Genomic DNA, 18,060 nt, shown 5'->3' on the forward strand with positions numbered 1-18,060 from the left:
GCGCGTGGAACGTGGGCGTAGATGACTGAGAGGCTTAAGATCACCGCGATCAAGCCCTATCCAGTATGGGTAGGAACGCGCAACCAGATGCTCGTCAAGGTCGAGACCGACCAAGGCATCTTCGGCTGGGGCGAGAGCGGCTTGAGCGGTCGCGAGAAGGCCGTGGCCGGCGCGGTAGAGCACTATCGCGAGTTCCTCATCGGCCGCGACCCGATGCAGATTGGCCGGATCTGGCAGGAAATTTATCGCAGCCAGTACTTCGAGGGCGGGCGAGTTCTGCAGGCGGCGATTTCCGCCATCGACATCGCCCTTCACGACATCAAGGGCAAGGCATTGGGGGTGCCTGTCTACGAGCTGCTGGGCGGCAAGCAGCGCGACCGCGTCCCCACCTTCGCCTCGACCGGAGACGAGGCCGAGGGGGATGTCGCCATAGAACGAGCCCGCGAACTCCGCGCGCAAGGGTGGCAGGCGATCCGCTTCTTCCCCGTCGGGCAAAACGGCAGGGACATCTTCGAGCCGCGCGAGTCGATCGGCGCCACCGCGAGTATGATGAACAAGGCGCGCGAGGCGCTGGGCGACGACGTCGTCCTCGGCATCGACTATCATCATCGGCTATCGGTGGCGGAGGCGGCGAGCTTCTGCAACAAGCTCGGCCGCGGCGTGCTTAATTTCCTCGAGGAGCCGATACGGGACGAGACACCGGAGGCCTACGAATCCCTGCGCACGATGACCGACATCCCCTTTGCCATCGGCGAGGAATTTGCCAGCAAGTGGCAGTTCCTGCCCTATATCGAACGCGGCATCCACCAGTTCAACCGGCTCGATGTTTGCAATGTCGGCGGACTCACCGAGGCGATGAAAGTCGCTGGCTGGAGCGAAGCGCACTACGTCGACCTGATGCCGCACAATCCGCTTGGCCCGGTGTGCACGGCCGCGACCATGCATCTCGCTGCCGCGGTCTCCAACTTCGCGTGGCTCGAGACCAGGGCGCCCGAAAGAAAGCTGGGCTTCGACAATTCCGACTTCTTCCCGGTGCAACCACAACTCGATGGCGCCGACTATCCGGTCAGTGACCTGCCGGGGCTAGGCGTCGAGGTCGACGAAAAGGCGGTCCAGGCGGAGAGCTTTCGTTTCTGGGAAGCGCCTCACCTTAAGCGCCGCGACGGTTCCGTTACGAACTGGTAGTTCTCTTTCAACCGGAGTCCACGATGACACATGCTCCTGACATCACGCGGCCGCCAAAAAACCTGATCGACGCGCTAAGGGAGATCGGCGCCGCGACGGTTGCCGGCACGCTTGGCCACATGGGATTTCGCAATCCGCACATGGTCGGACCGGTAGCCCAAAACCACGGGAAGTCGATCGTCGGGCCGGCGCTGACGCTGCAGTTCATGCCACAGCGGCCGGATCTATTCAGCGAGGGAGAATATGCCGATCCGGAGACGCAGTTGCATCGGCACGTGCTCTATCACGCGCAGGAGGGCGATGTGGTCGTGGTCGACGCGCGCGGCGACATGAGCTCGGGCGTCTTCGGCGATATGATGTCGACGTATTTCAAAGGCAGAGGCGGCGCGGGTATCGTCATCGACGGGTGCATGCGCGACCGGCCCAATGTTGAAAAGCTCGATCTGCCCCTATGGCTGCGCGGCTGGACGCCAAATTATCATGTGCAGACCAGCATCTACCCCAATGCCGTCAACGTTCCGATTGCCTGCGGCGGTGTCACGGTGATCCCCGGCGACATCATCGTCGCCGACGACGATGGCGTGGTGGTGCTCCCCGTCGCGATGGCCGCAAAGGTAATCGAAGAATCGCAGAAGCATCACGACTGGGAGGAGTTCTCGCGAGTGAAACTCATGGGAGGCGGTTCGTTGCAGCGCTACTACCCGCTGCATGACGATGCCCGCGGGGAGTATGAGGAGTGGCGCAAAACAAACCGCTTGGAGAACCCTAGTTAGCGCATGGATTACCCTGCGGCGGGCGGCAGACCGTCTGGCGGTATCGCCGGCGTCTACGAAAAAGTGGGGAGTCGAATTTCGCTTTGGGGCACCGCTTTCGATCTGGCAGCCGGGATTGACGTGATTCAGACTTCCTCGAAGTCCGCCGAATGTCGGCTCTTGACGGACTGTGTTGATTCTGGTTTCGGGTTTTCGAGAGTCACTTCTTGCCGACCTCGGCGAACAGGAGGGAGGGATCTTCGTTCTCGAAGCGAGGCGTTTGACGCGGTCCTAGAGGTCACGAGCGCGGTCGGACGAGTTGGTATTTGCTCGGCACACCAGGCCCCTAGTTTCCTACATCGAAACGCGCAAGTCAGCGCTGAAGCGCGAGGCCGAAGCTCAGGCTTTCCGCGTTAATGTTCAGGATGGTAAGGTGATCCTTGACGGCAAGGTCAGGGTTTAGTCCGAGCGCCAGGCTCCCAAACTTGCTGCCTGGTTGTCGCAGGGAGTCCGGACTGTGGAAGATCGGATTTCGATCATCCGATGGCTCGACAAGCTGGACGCGGCGATTGCTTTGGAGGCTACCTCCCTTCGATCGATAGGCGCGGTACTCGACAGGCCCTGCATGAACATTGTGATGTTTACCAACACATTCAGCCCGCATGTCGGCGGCGTTGCACACAGCGTTGCGTCGTTGTCGGAAATGCTGCGTGAGTTGGGGCATGCAGTCCTGATCGTCGCGCCGGACTATGCGGAAGCAGCTCGATCAGAAAGCGACATCCTTCGTGTCCCTGCGATCCAGAATTTTAACGGCAGCGATTTTTCAGTGCCGATTCCGTTCACCCGCTCGCTCGAGAAGACACTGAACGCCTTCGAACCGGATGTCGTCCATTCGCACCACCCGTTTCTTCTCGGCGACACCGCCCTTCGCACCGCGGCGTCGCGAGCATTGCCGACGATATTTACCTATCACACCCGCTACGAACTCTACGGCCACTACGTTGCGCAGGATGCACCGGTCCTCCAACGGCTCGTGCTCAGCCTGGCGGCTGGCTACTGTGACCTGTGCGATCATATCATCGCTCCAACTCACAGCATTGCCGACCTCTTGCGCCACCACGACGTCACCAAACCGATCACCACAATCCCGACCGGCATTGATCTGGCCAGGTTCGCCGATGGAGATCGGCTGAGATTGCGGAGCCGGTTGGGAATAGTGGAAACCGATTTCATCGTCGGGCACGTAGGCCGGCTGGCGCCGGAGAAGAACCTGACTTACCTCACTGAAGCGGTTTGCCTGTTTCTTTTGCAAAATGAGCGCGCGCATTTTGTCGTCGCCGGCGACGGTGCGTCAGCGTCCGAAATGCGCCGCATGCTGGACGAGGCGGGTCTTCAGGACAGGTGCCATCTGCTAGGCGTGGTCGAAGGCGCCGATCTGGCCGACGTCTATGCCGCCATGGACGTCTTCGCCTTCTCGTCGCGTTCCGAAACCCAGGGTCTTGTGCTCGTCGAGGCGATGGCGACCGGCGTTCCGGTAGTTGGGCTTGATGAACCTGGAGTCCGTGAAGTAGTACGCACCGGAAAGAACGGCTATCTCCTGTCAGCCGATGCGTCCCCAGGCCAATTCTCCAAGGCTCTCGCCAGAGTCCGCGCGCTCACTCCGCCGGGCCGAGCAGCACTGCAAGAAGAAGCCAGATTGACTGCGGCCTCCTACTCACAATCTTCGACCGCGCAGCAGACCGTCGATCTCTATTCGCACGCTGTCGCGAGCCATGCTGGTGCCCGAGCTACCCGCACCCGTTCGTTTGAGGCGACGCTCGAAGGTCTCAAGCAGGAATGGAGAATCCTCGCCAACCTTGCGAATGCCGTCAAGGACGCGGTGGCGACGCGCAGTGACTCCACAAAGTGACGGCTGTGGGACGCTGCGTTCGCGCCTGGACTGCTGCATCCGTCTTCAGCCTATCTCTTCCGCTGAAAGGAAATTTCGTCGGCTCGGTTCGTGTACCTGCCGGTCTCTCGATGCATCATCGATGTCTCTTTAATCTGCTGGCGATCCAGTCCAGGCCGGTAAACAATCCGACGCGATGAAATTCTACCCAAAACTTCGTCGCGAATCCGTTGACGAGAAATGCCCTGACAACATGAAACCCTGTCACAAGCCCGACGGACAAGTGCAGCGTTTGTGCGGTGATGGCCATTTCGACCAGGCCGCCAGGCGAGGCGCCGAGGGTCGCACTGGCCAGGTCCAGTCCCGTTAGCCAGCACAGAAGGGCAGCATAACCGAAAAGCAAGGTGGCAAGGATCAGAATGAAAACCGCGCTGCTGACGAAGACGCGAGGAAGCCGCAAGACCACCTCCCTCTTGAAGCGAGAGCCAATCGAAATGCCGATGAGAAACTGTCCGAACCAATAAGGTCCGCAGGTTGATGCCGTCGGTTGCCGAGCCATGGATGTCAAACAATGAGTGGCGGCAGAATGCAGACCAGAAGCGCCTGGCTGATGCTATGGCCGATACCGTGGTCCTCACCTACTCGCTTTGCACGATCCCGCACCCGAACGGCGCGCTGGCTGAGTTCCGCCGCGTCCTGAAGGCCGGCGGGCGGCTGGTGTTCATAGAGCATGGCGGCGGCGAAACTCCGCTCCCCGAGCACGCTGCAAGGGCGTCTTGTCGGACTGTGGGGCTGGCTTGCCGGCGGCTGGCATCTGACGCGCGAGCCAGCGTGGCTGATCGCGGACGCCGGTTTCACGATCCAGCGCCAAGAAAGAAGTTTCCCGCGCCTCTGGCAGCTCGGAATTCACACCACCGGGGAAGCGCTCCTCGGCGCTGAAACAAACGAAACACTTCGCGTTCAGCGCGGAAAAACGCCTGAAACAGGGATGGTTTAAATGCAACGGCACCGCTGCATTCCGCGGCGTTAATCATGGAGCGTTGCAATGTCGATAATGCGAGCAGCTTACCGCTCTTTCCGGGACTACCGGGTTCACCGTATGGCGGAACGGACCCTTGCGGCAATGGAGGATGCCCTCCTGAAGGACATCGGGATCAGCCGGTCCGAAATTGGTTTGGTGGTCCGCGGCTTGAAGCGCGGCCAAGAAGACAAGGCGGGCTGAAACCATGAAGCTTTCATTTAGGCTCCCGCTACTGGCCTGTGCGAGCGTGGCCGCCCTTCTGGCGGCGCCCGCCGCCAATGCCCATGACTCGGGCCTTCCGCACCGCCAGGCCAAGGCGGCGGCGGTTGCCGAGGATTCGACAAGCGTCCCGCTGTTCGAAAACCTAGGCAGCCATTCCTACCTTGTCACCACCGCTAACCCGCTGACGCAGGCCTATTTCGACCAGGGCCTGCGCTGGGCGTGGGCGTTCAATCACTCTGAGGCGCAGCGCGCTTTCAGGGCCGCGCAGAAGCTGGACCCGACCTGCGCCATGTGTTTCTGGGGCGAGGCTTACGTGCTCGGCCCCAACATCAACGCCGGCATGGATCCGGAGGCAGCCGCGAACGCCGCCGAAGCCGTCGCGCAGGCGCGCAAGTTGGCGCACCTCGCCTCCAGCCGGGAAAAGGACCTCATCGCCGCGCTCTCCAAGCGTTACAGCGCCGACACTTCGACCGACCAGGGCGCCCTCAACCGGGCCTATGCCACGGCGATGGCGAAACTGGCCGAACGCCATCCGCAGGACGACGAGATCGCCACGCTCTACGCCGACGCGCTTATGAACCTGATGCCGTGGGACTACTGGCTTGACAGCGGAGCAACGCCAAAGCCGGACACGATCAAGCTTGTGGCCTCACTGGAGCGGGTGCTGGGCCGCAATCCGGATCATGCCGGCGCGATCCATCTCTATATCCACGCCGTCGAAGCGTCCAAGACGCCGGAAAGGGCCGAACCCTACGCCGACCGGCTTGCCGCCCTCATGCCCGGCGCCGGACACATCGTGCACATGCCATCTCACATCTATCACCAGGTCGGCCGGTGGATCGACAGCCTGGAGATCAACCGCGAGGCGGTGGTCGCGGACGAGGCCTATTTCGAGCGCGTCAGCATAGCGCCGGAGAGCACGCCCGGTGTCTACACGGACGGCTATTATCCTCACAACCTGCATTTCTTGATGACCTCCGCACAGATGGCGGGCGACGTCGAGGCAATCGCCGGGGCGGCCAAAAAGCTCGAAGCGCTGGTCTCCGACACCATGGCCAGAAAGGTGGCTGGGCTGCAGCCGATCAAGGCGGCCACCTATTTTGCGCACGCCCAGTACAGCGATCCCGAGGTCATACTCGCGCTGCCGGTGCCGGCAAACGCCCTGCCGTATGTCGAGGCAACCTGGCGATATGCGAGGGGTGTCGCCTTCGCCGCAACGGGTGCGAGCGAGGCGGCGCGCGCAGAAGCCACCGCAATCCGCAAGCTCGCCGCCGAGACCGATTTTTCCACGGAGACGGCGGGAGGACTTCCGGCGCCGGACCTGCTGGAATTGAGCGCGCTAATCGTGGAGGCCCGCATTGCCCAGCACCAGGGTGACCTACAGGAAGCGCGCAACAAGCTTGAGGCGGCGGTCGCGATCGAGGACGGCCTTGCCTATATGGAACCGGCCTACTGGTATTATCCGGTCCGACAGACGCTCGGCGCGATCCACATGGCCATGGGCGAGCACGAGGCGGCCGCGGCAGCTTTCGAGCACGTCCTGGAGCAGACTCCAAACAACGCCTGGGCGTTGTGGGGCCTGCGCGAGGTTTTCCGCAGGACCGGCAGGGCAGCGGACGCCGAAGAGATGGATGCACGCCTCAAGGCCGCCTGGGTGGGAGCGCCGGACTTTCTCGGCATCGAACGGCTCTGAGCCGCGCTTAAGGTGCCGGCGTCGTTGTCGGCTCAGGAAACGTGTCGCAGCCTCGCAACCCGGCGGCTGCGGCACACAATTCCAGGTGTCGAGAAGACAGGCTTGGCCTGCACGCCTGCCTTTCAGTGCCCACACGTCATAGTGGAACCGCAACCCAACGCAGCATGGATCCCGAAAATCAGAAGTTTGAGCGGGGGAGCCACAAAATCGCAATACCTCGGCCGCAAGGGCTGCGCCGGTCCAACTAGGCAGCGGCGCGCTCAAGAGTAGAGGTAACCCATGCCGCGGATTGTCCTGATCACCTCCGGCTTGGAGGGATCGACCTCAATTTTCTTCCGCAGGCGCGAAACGCGAATGTCGATGCTGCGATCGAAGGGATCCCATCCGCGGTCGTGGGCGAGTTCGAGCAGTTGATCGCGGTTGAGTACTCGTCCGCGATGTTCGCTGAATACTTTCAGAAGCCGGAACTCCATCGCGGTGATCGCTATTTCGGCCCCGTCGGCGTTGTATAATTTGTGTGCGTCCGGGTCGAAGCGGCACTTGCCGAACTGGACCTGGTGGCCCGGAGTGCTCGCTTTCTCCGCAGCTCTTTCGCTCGCCGATGTTCTGCGCAGCACGGCCTTTACCCGCGCCAGCAGCTCCCGCAGGTCCACGGGCTTCGCGACATAGTCGTCGGCGCCAATCTCCAATCCGACAACGCGGTCGACGATTTCCGCCGATCCGGTCAGCATGATAATGGCAACGTCTGAGTGCTCTCGTAGATATCGCGCCAGGGAGAGGCCATCCTCTCCTGGCATTCGGATATCCAATATGACCACATCGACGTGCTGGCTATCAACAAGTTCACGCAGGGCAGGCCCTGCATTGGCCGGCGTCACGGCATAGCCATGATGCTCCAGATATTCCGCCACCGTGTCGCGGATATCCGGTTCGTCATCGCAGACAACTACGTGTGCGTGCGTCGTCAAAATCGACCACCGAGCAACTAGCCTAATGGAAAAGTTGCCTCTGGAGTGACGTGCAATTCAATGGATCTGTCAAGTATTGTTGTTAACCAAGTTCGAGACAAACGAAAGGAGCTCGTTAGGTTTGATCGGTTTCTCAAGATAGGGCCGTTTCGCGGCGCGCAGGAACATCTGCGCGTCCGGGCTGATCGTGTCCCCCGTCAGGAAGGCTAACCTGTCGAGCTCGGCCGGATGGAGCTTGGCAATCTGGTTGAACAATCCCCGTCCGTCCATGTTCGGCATTTTCAGATCGCTCAGGATCAGCGCGAAAGTGCGGTTCTGGAGGTGCAGCAGCGCTTCTTCGCCGGATCTGGCAAAGGTGACGTTGAAACCATCTCGTCTGAGCACCTCAGCGACCAGCTCACCCACTTCCTCTTCGTCGTCTACCACCAGACAAGCAATGCCGGTTGAATTCGGGAGCTCGTCTTCGGCCGTTTCGGCTCGTTCGTCGAGACGGTCCGAAGCAGGCAGCGAAAGTATGAAGGTCGAGCCACCCCCCTCGGGGGATTCGACCTCGATGGTTCCTCCATGGGATTGAACGATCCGATGACAGAAGGATAGCCCGATCCCGGTTCCTGCCCCAATCTCTTTCGTCGTGAAGAACGGCTCGAAAATGCGGGGAAGTATCTCTTTGGAAATTCCCGGACCCGTGTCGGCAACGCTGACGACTATGTTGCCGGTCGTGGGATGAAGCCGCGTTGAAACCGTGATTGTCCGTCGCCCTTCCCAGCCGTGCAGCGCCTGTTCTGCATTGACAAGCAAATTGATCAGCACCTGGGCAAGCTGATCGGGATCCGCCCAGATCGGGGGAAGACCAGGTTCAAGATGAACTGAAAGCCCGATGTCCGACGATCGAATCGAATAGCTCGCCACGTCCACCGCTTCGGAAATAATGTCATCGATCGCAACGTTTGAGGTTCGCGTCGGCTGCTGTCTGGCCATAGCCAGGAAAGTCTTGACGATCCTGGCGCAGCGTTCGGCTGCCTTGCTCATCTTGTCGGCGCGTTCCACGACCTTGGCGTCGGTTGCGGTCTCCTTCAACAGCGATGACAGGCCAAGCACCACCGAGAGCGGATTGTTGAGTTCATGCGCCACCCCCGCCAGCAATCCGCCGAGCGCCGACATTTTCTCGTTCTGGTGCAGCGTCTCGCGCTGCCGCTCCAATTCCTGCTGCATTTCGATACGGTCGGTAAGATCGTAGGCGTGGGAAACAATCACCTTCTCACCGTGGTAATCGATCAGTCGAGACGAAATCGAGCACCAGCAGGTTCCACCGTCCTTGCGTTTGAGCTGGGTTTCGAAATCGTCGACCAACCCCATCGCGAGCAGCCGCTCAACGTATCGCATCCGCGCTGAAGGATCGACATAGTAGTCGATGGCGCTGGTCACGTTGCCGAGCAGCTCAACGGTGGCGGGGCTGCGGTAAAGCAGCTTCCCGTCATGCGCGCGGGTCATCTGGATGTTGACGGGGCAGGCTTCGAGGACCTTGCGGACCATTTCATCCGCTTCCTTGGCGGCCTCCTCGGCCCGCTTGCGCTCTGTAATGTCGACACGGGTGACCACGAACCCGCCTTCGCGGGTCGGACAGTTCGAGACGAAAAACCAACCCCCGTCTGTGTGACGGAATTCCTGTTGCCGGAATTCGCGGCGGTCCCTTGCCCTCTCGGCAAGCCAGTCGTCGATCTTGTCCCGTGGAACCGGAAACTGGTTGCGCTCTGCGGTCACGCGGAGGAACTCGAACCAGTTCACGCCGGGAACGAGCACATCCGCGCTTATCGCGTGCATCTGGCGGTACCTGCTGTTGGCCAGCACCAGGCAATCGTTCCTGTCGTAGAGGGCAAACCCTTCGGCCAGAGATTCGATCGCGTCGATCAGCCGCTCGTTGGCCTTGCGCGTTTCTTGCTGGGCGGCGATCATGTCGGTGATATTCGTCGTGTTCGACACTATCACCTGCCTTCCCTGGAAATCGATCAGGCGAGCGGAAATCGAAGCCCAGAAGGCCTTGTTCTCGGTGTCGTACTGCTGGATCCGAAAATCATCGATCCTGCCCTTTTCGATCAGGGTGCGCTCCAATATTGCGCTATAGTCTGGATCGACATAGTGGTCGGTTATTCGAGGACGGTCGGCGTAGAGATCTCTGGTAGCAGGATTGCGGTAGAGCGTTTCTCCCTCGATCGTGGTCATGTGTATCGGCGAAGGGCAGGCATCGAGCACCTTTTGCAGCAGTGCCGTGGCGTCGCGCTCGGCAGCCTCGGCCTTCTTGCGCTCGCTGATGTCGGCGCGCGTTACGACGAAGCCGCCAAGATCGGTGGGATGTATCGATACCGAGTGCCATTTGCCGTCGGAGAGGGGGACTTCGAAATGGGAGTGAAACTCGATCCGGCCTTGAATCCGCTCGTCCAGCCACTCATCCTCGCGCCCAACCGCATTGCGGTACACGCCGCGCTTGGCGGATTCGCGAAGGAGTTCGGCCCATTCCACGCCCGGTTTAACGAGATCCCGCACCGGGTGGTTCAGCTCGCGGTAAAGGCTGTTGCACATGACCAGGCGGTGATCTTCGTCGTACAGTGCGAACCCCTCGGAGAGTGATTCAACGGCGTCTGCGAGCATCTCCCGCGCCGCAGCGACCTCGCCGTCACGCTTCTTCTGCTTGGTCACATCGGCGATGCCGGCGAGAACCACTCGCCGGCCCTGGAACTCGACGATCCTGAGATTGCCCGTGGCCCAGAACTCTTGGCCGTCGGGTCTTTTAAGAAGCACCTCGCAATTTTCGACGACGCCCTTTTGCATGAGCTCCCGATTGATTTCCCGGTGTTTCTCGGGGTCGACAAAGTAATCGCCGAGCCGCACCGTCTCGCGTTGCGCCTTTTTGCTCCATCCAAGCAGCCGTTCGGCAGCATTGCTCTGGTAGATGAGTTCCCCCGAACTCGCGTCGTTCATCCATACCGGCAACGGATGATGCTTGATCAAGAAACCGAACAGATCCTCGCGCTGCTTCCGTTCCGTGATGTCCAACACCCCGATGATGAGCGAGCGGCGCCCGCCATAAACACCGCGACGGCAGTTGGTCGAACACCAGACAGTCGATCCGCTCGCGTTTCTAAGCTGGATTTCGTGATCCCGCACGATGTCGCTGTTGTTGGCAAGAGACCTGATTTCATCGAATTCGCCAGTATTCACGAAATGATCCGTCAGGAATTGCGGTTCGTTCGACGTCCATTTTCGGCCAAGCAGGTTCGACGCATCGAGGCTTTCATAGAGGATTTGCCCGCTTCCCGCGTCCACCACCCAAACGGGCAGCGGGTGACTGTCCGTGATGCAGCGGAATATCTCGGCGTTTTCCAGGTGCGCGATCTGCGCTCGCTTCATGTCAGTAATGTCGACGCTTACCAGGGCGATGCCACCGTCCGGCCGAGGATGTGCCGTGAGCAACTTCCACCGCCCATCCAAAGTCTCCGCTTCAACAGGAGCGTCGTCGATTTGCATCCATCGCGCCGCAGCGCTTTCAGCGAACGCGTTGCCCGGCTCGATGGGGCGGCCGTCGAAACTTTTCAGACATGAGAGGGCTTCGGCGATTGCGGCAATGGCGTCCATCGGCTGCATCTCGCCGCGGTCGAGCCGCTGGCTTCCAAATATCTCCGGATTGCTACCAACGAGGACATTGTTGGCGTCAAAGAGGGCATAGCCTGTGGGTGTGGATGTAACCGGATTATCAGGCCGCATGGACGTTCCCTTTGTTCGCGTGATGTCCCGAGGGCGGATACTAGACCCTCTTTGTTTCAGCACACATTCAGACGCTGCGTGATTTGTTTCAACTGTTTCGGCGCGTGGGAGTCTTCGCCAGCGCTGGCGTGAAAACGAAATCTATCCAACGCTCCAGAAAAACGGCCGAAACATGAATGGCCTAGATTGCACGGCCGAAACCACGGCTCGAGCTAACGACTCGGGATCTTAACCAGCCACAAAATGCCGCCTGTCATCCCCTTCGAGCGTGCCGCTGAAACAAACGAAACATTCCCACGGCGTCACAGAAAAACGTCTGAAACGAAGGCGGTGTATGACAAGAAGAGCCGCAGTGCGGCAGATTCAACCGGCGAAACGCAAATGTCCGGCGCCCAGGACGAACAATCTAGTCTTGGCGAGTTGCCGACGCGTCTTGCTCCGAAACCTGAGGGTTCAAAATGGATAAGCCAGTAACTTCGTATGATTTCCCCGACCGGCTCCGCGCGAGCCTTATTGACCAAAACCATCCGGTCTATGAAGAGGCTCGCGGGCTCTACAACGCTATGATCGACAAGAGGCCGCGCTGGATCATCCCTTGCGCCGAGGTCGCCGACGTCGTCGCGGCCGTCAATTACGCCCGAGAGAAGCATTTGCTTCTTGCCATTCGCGGCGGCGGCCACAACGGTCCAGGCTTCGGCAGTTGCGACGGCGGGATGGTCATCGACATGTCGCCGATGAAACGGGTCGATATCGATCCCACGACTCGAACGGTTCGCGTCGAGGCCGGCTGCACCCAAGGCGATGTCGACCGCGCCACCAGCGTTCATGGGCTGGCGGTGCCGGCGGGCATCGTCGCGACCACAGGCGTCGCCGGACTGACGCTGGGAGGCGGCACCGGCCATCTCACGCGCAAACACGGCCTCACCATTGACAATCTGCTTGCGGCCGAGGTCGTGCTGGCCGACGGCAGCGTCGTGACGGCAAGTGAGGACGAACACCCGGAGCTGTTCTGGGCGCTGCGCGGCGGCGGCGGCAACTTCGGCGTTGTGACGCGCTTCATATTTCAGGCGCATCCGGCGAAGGATGTCTATGCCGGGCCGATCTTCTTCGACATCGCAGATGCCGCGGAGATCATGCGCTGGTACCGCGACTTCCTGCCCGGAGCGCCGCGAGAGCTCGGGATGTTCTTCGGCATCAAGACGGTGCCCTCCTGCGACCCTTTCCCGCGCGAGATCTGGGGAAGGCGCATATGCGCGCTGATCAGTTGCTACAACGGCGCAGAGGAGGACGGCATCCGGGCGATGCAGCCCGTGCGCGACGCGCTTCCCAAGCCTTTGATGGACGGTATGGTGCAAATGCCCTTCGTCGATCTGCAGGCGCTGTTTGATCCGCTGCTGCCGAAGGGCTTGCAGTGGTACTGGAAGGGCGATTATGTCGACGAGCTGTCCGATGCGGCCATCGCTGCCCATGCCGAGCACGGCTCGAAGACCCCGAGCGAGCTGTCGCTGATGCATCTCTACCCCATCGACGGAGCGGTTCAGGACGTGGCTCCGGACGCCACCGCCTGGGGGGCGCGGCGAGCGCGTTGGTCCATGGTTATCGCGGGCATCGATCCCGACCCGACGAAGGCGTCGGAGCTGAGGCGCTGGGCAAGCGAGTATTGGGCCGCGGTGCACAAGCACAACCCGCATGGCGGCGCCTACATCAACTTCATGATGGATGATGAAGGTGAAGCGCGCGTGCGCGCCGCCTACGGTGCCAACTATGAGCGGCTCGTCTCGGTTAAGCGCAAATACGATCCGGCGAACCTCTTCCGCGTCAACCACAACATCCGGCCGTAAGCCGGGCTGAGCCTGTCCGTCTTTGGGTCACGCCGAGGCGGACAGGCTTGTGGCATGCGAAAGCCGGTGTCGCGTTCCATCGAGGGCTGACCGGAAAGCGGCCCTTACGAACTGGAAATGCAAGACAGCAATTGGCCTGCGATCATCAGCCCTCGCCGTCATCGTCGCGGGTAGTGGCGCGCCCCCATTTCGGTCGACAATCCCTCTAAGACGACTTTTCCCAACATGCGGCCGCCCTCAACAAGCCGATGCGCCTCCAGAAGACTGCTGGGCGTGAGCTTTCCAAGGTCGGTCGTCACTGTGGAGCGCAGGACACCGGAGTCAGCGAGCGCCGAGACCTCTTCGAGAATCCTGTGATGAGCGACCATGTCGGCACCGCCAGAATGAGGTCGCGTCACCACGTCCTCCCAATGCAACGAAGCGCTTTTCGACCGAAGCGGCGTCGCATCAAGGATTGCATGGTTGGTGATGACTCCGACCTTGCCGTAGGGGGCAATGATCGCTGCGATCGCAGCCCAATGCTGCTCTGTCTGGTTGAGGGCTGCGATGTGGGTGATTGCCGAAGCGCCTGTAGCGGCAAGCTCCTCGATCATCGATCGCGAATGATCGATGACATGGTGCGCCCCGAGCGACAGGCACCACTCCCGGCTCTCGGGCCGTGAGGCGGTCGCGATGACGGTCAGGCCGGTGAGGCGTCGCGCCAGCTGGATCAGCATCGAGCCGACACCGCCCGCCCCGCCGATGATCAGCAGCGTGCCGCCATCGTGCAGGCTTCCGGGCGTAACGTCGAGGCGGTCGAACAGTAACTCCCAGGCCGTCAGCGACGTAAGAGGCAGCGCTGCCGCCTGCATGAATGTGAGCCGGGCCGGCTTGCGACCCACGAGACGTTCGTCTACCGCGTGCAATTCCGCATTGGCACCGGGCCGATTGAGATTGCCCGAATAGAAGACTTCATCGCCTGGGCGAAAGAGCGTGACGTCGGCACCAACATCGACAACGACCCCTGCAACATCCCAGCCGAGGACGTCGATCTCTTCGCCTAGGAAAACCTGGCCGTTGCGGATCTTGGTATCGACCGGATTGACAGAGACCGCGCGTACCGAGACCAAGAGATCGCGCGGGCGCGGCTTGGGATACTCTTTGCTGATCTCTACGAAGCATTGAGGGTCGGACAAGGCGGAGCCTGGACGGTAGCCGATAGCCTGCATGGGAATTCCTTTTCGATGCTGAAACACCGAGCAAATTGCCATTGCGACAGACTTTGCCAATACGGCTGTTTGGCGTATTAACTTCCCAAAAGGGAACCGTCGGGATGAAGGTAAAGCACTATGTTGATGTGCCGGGGTGCCCGGTGGAGGTTACGCTCGACCTTATCGACGGGCGTTGGAAGGGCGTCGTGCTATTTCATCTGCTCGACGCCGGCTGCTTGCGCTTCAACGAGCTGCATCGCCGTGTACCCGGTATCACCGCCCGGCTTCTCACCAAGCAACTTCGGGATCTGGAGGAGGCAGACCTGGTCAGCAGGACGGTCTATGCCGTAGTTCCACCGCGGGTGGAGTACCGCGTCAGCGAGGAAGGTGAAAGTCTCCGGCCTATTGTGGAGATGCTTTCGAAATGGGGCGAGGCGCGGCTCGAGCGCCAGCGTACGAAGCAGGCTGCAACTCACGCCCGCCGGACTGTTTCGCGGAATTCATAGATAGCGGCAGCATGCGGACTTTGAGATGGCGCAATGCGACCTTGAGGTTGGTGACCTCCGACACAAATTAATAATAACTGCAATATCAATAGCATAGTGGAAGTCGAGCTAGGGTCATGCTCCGGCGCCGGTCCACATGCACGAGGTCAGCCGCTGCGATGGCGAGCATGGTGTCTCGCTCGGCGGATGCGCCAAGCAAGTATGAAATATATTTCTGCATATGAATTTTATTGACAGTTGAGCGAACTCCTGCAAATGATCAACTGCTGGGCCTCGGGAGGAGGTTCGGTGTCAGCAACCACGAGCGGCGGCACGTAAGTGTCCGACCGTCCAATTGACCAGGCTTCGGCCGAGGGAGGATTCTTGCGCAAATTTTTGAGCATGCTCGCCATGTCGGCAGCAGCCACCACTGTGTTGGGGGCAAGCCACGCCGCGGCCCAGGCCGCCAACCCGTTCAAATGCGAGCCGGGTGAAAAATACGTCATGAACGTCATGGTTTCCGGCGTCGAATATTGGTTCCCGGTCTACGAGATGTTCAAGCAGGCTGGACAGCAGTTCGGTTGCGAGACCGAATACACCGGAACGCCCGAGTACGACGTGAACAAACAGATAGCGACATTCGACCAGGCGCTGGCTCAAAAGCCGGCTGGCATCCTGGTGCATCCGATGAACTCCGATCCATTCATCGAGCCGATCAATCGGGCTATCGACCAGGGAACGGCAGTAGTCACATTCGCCGCAGATTCGCCCAACTCCAAACGCGTGTCCTACATCACCTCCGACAATGTCGCTGAAGGCACCTATGCCGCCGATGCCGTTGCCAAGGCGATGGACGGCAAGGGCGAATACGCGGTTCTCGAGAACCCCGGACAGGATAATCACGACAAGCGCATCGCCGCCTTCATCGGCCGCATGGAAGCCAAATGGCCTGAGATGAAGCTCGTCGGCCGCGCGGCGTCGAACCAGGATGCGACGAAAGCCTATCAGGCCGTGCTCAGCCTTGCCCAGGCGCATCCCGAACTGGGCGCAGTGTTCATGCCGGAAGCCAACTCGGCAATCGGCGCGGCGCAGGCCGCGAAGGAGGGGGGCGGCAAGATCCGGGTTATGCTGGCCGACGTCAACGCCAAGATCCTCGATATGATCAAGGCCGGCGAAATCTTTGGCTCGGTCAACCCGAACCAGGGCATGCAGGGCTACATGGGGTTCATGCTGCTGTGGCTGGCCAAGCATCCGGAGCTGATCGATCCGATGAACGACGCTCGGCGGTCGGGATTCAACGGCATGGGCGTGCCTTTCGTCGACAACGGCTTTTCCATCGTAACTGCGGAAAATGCCGATGATTTCTATTGGGACGCCTATCTCAAGCGGCGCGGCACCAAGGGCATCGAGGAATAAGGTCTCTTCGGAGATGCTCGAACCGGACGGGGCGCTCGCGCCCCGTCGACTGGGCCATTGTCGTCAATATCAACGCTGCAGGGGGACGCAGTGACTGCCGCCGCCATACTTGAAATCTGCGACATCTCGAAATCCTTCGGCGCCATCAAAGCGCTGACCGGGGTTGATTTCACGCTGCAGGGGGGTGAAATTCACGCGCTGTGCGGCGAGAATGGCGCGGGCAAATCCACGCTGATGAATATCATCGCCGGCATTGTGCAACCCGACGAAGGCACCATCCGTCTCGAAGGCAAGGAGGTCACCATCGCATCGCCATCCGCCGCGCAGCGGCTTGGCATAGGCCTTGTCCATCAGGAAATTGCGCTCTGCCAGGATGCTACGGTCGCCGAGAATATTCTCATGGCGGCGATCAACAATCGGCGCGCGCCGCTGATGAACTTTCGCCGGCTCTACGCCGATGCGCAAAAGATAATGGACCTGCTGGCGCCGATCCCGGTCGAGACGCCGGTCGCCTATCTTTCGATTTCCAACCAGCAACTTGTGGAAATCGCCAAGGCGTTGACGCTCGAATGCCGCGTGCTGATGCTCGACGAGCCGACAGCCGCCCTGACCGAGACCGAGGCGCGGCGCCTTTTCGCAATTGTGCGCGATCTCAAGGCGCGCGGAATTTCAATCATCTACATCAGCCACCGCATGGCCGAGATCTTCAGCCTGTGCGACCGCGTCACGGTCTTTCGTGACGGCAGATATGTGGCGACCGATTCTATCGCTTCGGTCACTCCCAATGATGTCGTGCGCAAGATGGTCGGGCGCGAAATCACGCAGCTCTATCCGCAAAAGCTCTCGCCTGAGCGGCGCAGCGATCGCCCTGTCCTGTCGGTCGGGAATCTCACCTATCGACAGGGTTCCGACGGCGTCAGCTTCGCGCTTCGTGCAGGCGAAATTCTTGGCATTGGCGGATTGATTGGCGCCGGCCGCAGCGAGATGGTTCAGACCGTCTGCGGCTTGCGCCCGAAAGTGTCGGGATCGGTCGAACTCAATGGCGAGCCGGTCAGCATCAGGAACTACAGCGATGCAGTGCGCGCGGGCCTGGTCTATCTCTCCGAGGACCGCAAGGCGTCGGGCCTGTTCCTGGACCTGTCGATTGCGTCGAACATCTCCGCGCTGGACCTTCGGAAACTGACCACACCCCTTGGGCTGCTCGATCGCCGCGCCGAGGCAAAGCAAGCCACCGAGCTGGTGGAGCGCCACGGTGTGCGCATGGGCGGCATCGAGACACAGGTGTCGACGCTTAGTGGTGGCAATCAGCAGAAAGTAGCCATCGCCAGGCTTCTTTCCGTTGGCCCCAAAGTGGTCATTCTGGACGAGCCCACACGCGGGGTCGATGTCGGCGCCAAAGTGGAAATCCATCGCCTGCTTCGCGACCTTGCCGAGCGAGGCGTCGGCGTCATCGTGATTTCATCCGAGCTTCCGGAATTGATCGGGCTCAGCGACCGGGTGCTCGTCATACACGAAGGGGCCATCGTCGGCGAAATAGGGGCGGACGAATTGACTGAAGAGGCGATCATGCTGCTGGCGTCGGGTGTCCGGCAGCAACGATCAAACGCAAGGCAGGCCCACAATGTCGCTTAGACAGACCG

General features: G+C 60.6%; 14 protein-coding genes and 2 pseudogenes. 12 read left to right on the forward strand and 4 right to left on the reverse strand.

What is annotated here, in order from left to right:
- Window positions 1-21: 21 nt before the first annotated feature.
- From CIT25_RS20050 to CIT25_RS20060, 3 genes are all read left to right on the forward strand, one after another.
- Window positions 22-1,185, forward strand: a complete 1,164-nt coding sequence (locus CIT25_RS20050; RefSeq protein WP_095486251.1) for a mandelate racemase/muconate lactonizing enzyme family protein — start codon at window positions 22-24, stop codon at window positions 1,183-1,185.
- A gap of 23 nt (window positions 1,186-1,208) precedes the next feature.
- Window positions 1,209-1,958: a ribonuclease activity regulator RraA gene (locus CIT25_RS20055; protein ID WP_095486252.1), complete on the forward strand. Its 750-nt coding sequence runs from the start codon at window positions 1,209-1,211 to the stop codon at window positions 1,956-1,958.
- A gap of 496 nt (window positions 1,959-2,454) precedes the next feature.
- Window positions 2,455-3,846: a glycosyltransferase gene (locus CIT25_RS20060; RefSeq protein ID WP_095486253.1), complete on the forward strand. Its 1,392-nt coding sequence runs from the start codon at window positions 2,455-2,457 to the stop codon at window positions 3,844-3,846.
- A 115-nt stretch (window positions 3,847-3,961) separates the two neighbouring features.
- On the opposite strand, the gene CIT25_RS20065 is transcribed toward CIT25_RS20060, so the two are convergent.
- The gene (locus CIT25_RS20065; RefSeq protein WP_095486254.1) at window positions 3,962-4,384 is read right to left on the reverse strand and encodes an AbrB family transcriptional regulator; all 423 of its coding nucleotides are present in this window, start codon (window positions 4,382-4,384) and stop codon (window positions 3,962-3,964) included.
- Between the two features lie 2 nt (window positions 4,385-4,386).
- Between CIT25_RS20065 and CIT25_RS38510 the strand changes: the two are divergent.
- From CIT25_RS38510 to CIT25_RS20080, 4 genes and pseudogenes are all read left to right on the forward strand, one after another.
- Window positions 4,387-4,536 (forward strand): annotated as a pseudogene (locus CIT25_RS38510) (class I SAM-dependent methyltransferase); the annotation flags it as partial.
- A 19-nt stretch (window positions 4,537-4,555) separates the two neighbouring features.
- On the forward strand, window positions 4,556-4,822 hold the full coding sequence (locus CIT25_RS37585; RefSeq protein WP_245329945.1) for a hypothetical protein: 267 nt from the start codon (window positions 4,556-4,558) through the stop codon (window positions 4,820-4,822).
- A gap of 57 nt (window positions 4,823-4,879) precedes the next feature.
- Window positions 4,880-5,047, forward strand: a complete 168-nt coding sequence (locus CIT25_RS20075) for a YjiS-like domain-containing protein (RefSeq protein ID WP_280953381.1) — start codon at window positions 4,880-4,882, stop codon at window positions 5,045-5,047.
- A gap of 4 nt (window positions 5,048-5,051) precedes the next feature.
- Window positions 5,052-6,761 (forward strand): tetratricopeptide repeat protein, encoded by a 1,710-nt coding sequence (locus CIT25_RS20080; protein ID WP_095486257.1) that lies wholly within the window; start codon window positions 5,052-5,054, stop codon window positions 6,759-6,761.
- Window positions 6,762-7,021: 260 nt separating this feature from the next.
- On the opposite strand, the gene CIT25_RS20085 is transcribed toward CIT25_RS20080, so the two are convergent.
- Together CIT25_RS20085 and CIT25_RS20090 are read right to left on the reverse strand one after the other, a co-directional pair.
- Complete coding sequence (locus CIT25_RS20085) at window positions 7,022-7,729, reverse strand: response regulator (RefSeq protein WP_095486258.1); 708 nt, start codon at window positions 7,727-7,729, stop codon at window positions 7,022-7,024.
- 69 nt (window positions 7,730-7,798) lie between these two features.
- A complete protein-coding gene (locus CIT25_RS20090; RefSeq protein ID WP_095486259.1) occupies window positions 7,799-11,488 on the reverse strand; it encodes a PAS-domain containing protein in 3,690 nt (1,229 codons plus the stop codon).
- A 563-nt stretch (window positions 11,489-12,051) separates the two neighbouring features.
- Here CIT25_RS20090 and CIT25_RS38515 point away from each other — a divergent pair.
- Together CIT25_RS38515 and CIT25_RS38520 are read left to right on the forward strand one after the other, a co-directional pair.
- Window positions 12,052-12,459, forward strand: a pseudogene (locus tag CIT25_RS38515) (FAD-binding oxidoreductase); the annotation flags it as partial.
- Window positions 12,460-13,080: 621 nt separating this feature from the next.
- Window positions 13,081-13,329: a BBE domain-containing protein gene (locus tag CIT25_RS38520; protein ID WP_370453269.1), complete on the forward strand. Its 249-nt coding sequence runs from the start codon at window positions 13,081-13,083 to the stop codon at window positions 13,327-13,329.
- Window positions 13,330-13,487: 158 nt separating this feature from the next.
- On the opposite strand, the gene CIT25_RS20100 is transcribed toward CIT25_RS38520, so the two are convergent.
- Window positions 13,488-14,537, reverse strand: coding sequence for a zinc-binding alcohol dehydrogenase family protein (locus CIT25_RS20100; RefSeq protein WP_095486261.1), 1,050 nt, complete (start codon window positions 14,535-14,537; stop codon window positions 13,488-13,490).
- A gap of 104 nt (window positions 14,538-14,641) precedes the next feature.
- On the opposite strand from CIT25_RS20100, the gene CIT25_RS20105 reads away from it, so the two are divergent.
- The 3 genes from CIT25_RS20105 (at window position 14,642) to CIT25_RS20115 (ending at window position 18,052) form a co-directional block, all read left to right on the forward strand.
- The gene (locus CIT25_RS20105; protein ID WP_095486262.1) at window positions 14,642-15,025 is read left to right on the forward strand and encodes a winged helix-turn-helix transcriptional regulator; all 384 of its coding nucleotides are present in this window, start codon (window positions 14,642-14,644) and stop codon (window positions 15,023-15,025) included.
- A 363-nt stretch (window positions 15,026-15,388) separates the two neighbouring features.
- The gene (locus tag CIT25_RS20110; protein WP_095486263.1) at window positions 15,389-16,420 is read left to right on the forward strand and encodes a substrate-binding domain-containing protein; all 1,032 of its coding nucleotides are present in this window, start codon (window positions 15,389-15,391) and stop codon (window positions 16,418-16,420) included.
- Between the two features lie 90 nt (window positions 16,421-16,510).
- Complete coding sequence (locus CIT25_RS20115; RefSeq protein WP_095486264.1) at window positions 16,511-18,052, forward strand: sugar ABC transporter ATP-binding protein; 1,542 nt, start codon at window positions 16,511-16,513, stop codon at window positions 18,050-18,052.
- Window positions 18,053-18,060 lie beyond the last annotated feature (8 nt).

This window comes from Mesorhizobium mediterraneum, assembly GCF_002284565.1.
Taxonomy (GTDB): domain Bacteria; phylum Pseudomonadota; class Alphaproteobacteria; order Rhizobiales; family Rhizobiaceae; genus Mesorhizobium; species Mesorhizobium mediterraneum.

Bases quoted from the DNA above. Each gene is read 5' to 3' on its own strand.
- CIT25_RS20050 (WP_095486251.1), top strand. From the start codon at position 22: ATGACTGAGAGGCTTAAGATCACCGCGATCAAGCCCTATCCAGTATGG.
- CIT25_RS20055 (WP_095486252.1), top strand. From the start codon at position 1,209: ATGACACATGCTCCTGACATCACGCGGCCGCCAAAAAACCTGATCGAC.
- CIT25_RS20065 (WP_095486254.1), bottom strand. From the start codon at position 4,384: ATGGCTCGGCAACCGACGGCATCAACCTGCGGACCTTATTGGTTCGGA.
- CIT25_RS37585 (WP_245329945.1), top strand. From the start codon at position 4,556: ATGGCGGCGGCGAAACTCCGCTCCCCGAGCACGCTGCAAGGGCGTCTT.
- CIT25_RS20075 (WP_280953381.1), top strand. From the start codon at position 4,880: ATGCGAGCAGCTTACCGCTCTTTCCGGGACTACCGGGTTCACCGTATG.
- CIT25_RS20080 (WP_095486257.1), top strand. From the start codon at position 5,052: ATGAAGCTTTCATTTAGGCTCCCGCTACTGGCCTGTGCGAGCGTGGCC.
- CIT25_RS20090 (WP_095486259.1), bottom strand. From the start codon at position 11,488: ATGCGGCCTGATAATCCGGTTACATCCACACCCACAGGCTATGCCCTC.
- CIT25_RS38520 (WP_370453269.1), top strand. From the start codon at position 13,081: ATGGTTATCGCGGGCATCGATCCCGACCCGACGAAGGCGTCGGAGCTG.
- CIT25_RS20100 (WP_095486261.1), bottom strand. From the start codon at position 14,537: ATGCAGGCTATCGGCTACCGTCCAGGCTCCGCCTTGTCCGACCCTCAA.
- CIT25_RS20105 (WP_095486262.1), top strand. From the start codon at position 14,642: ATGAAGGTAAAGCACTATGTTGATGTGCCGGGGTGCCCGGTGGAGGTT.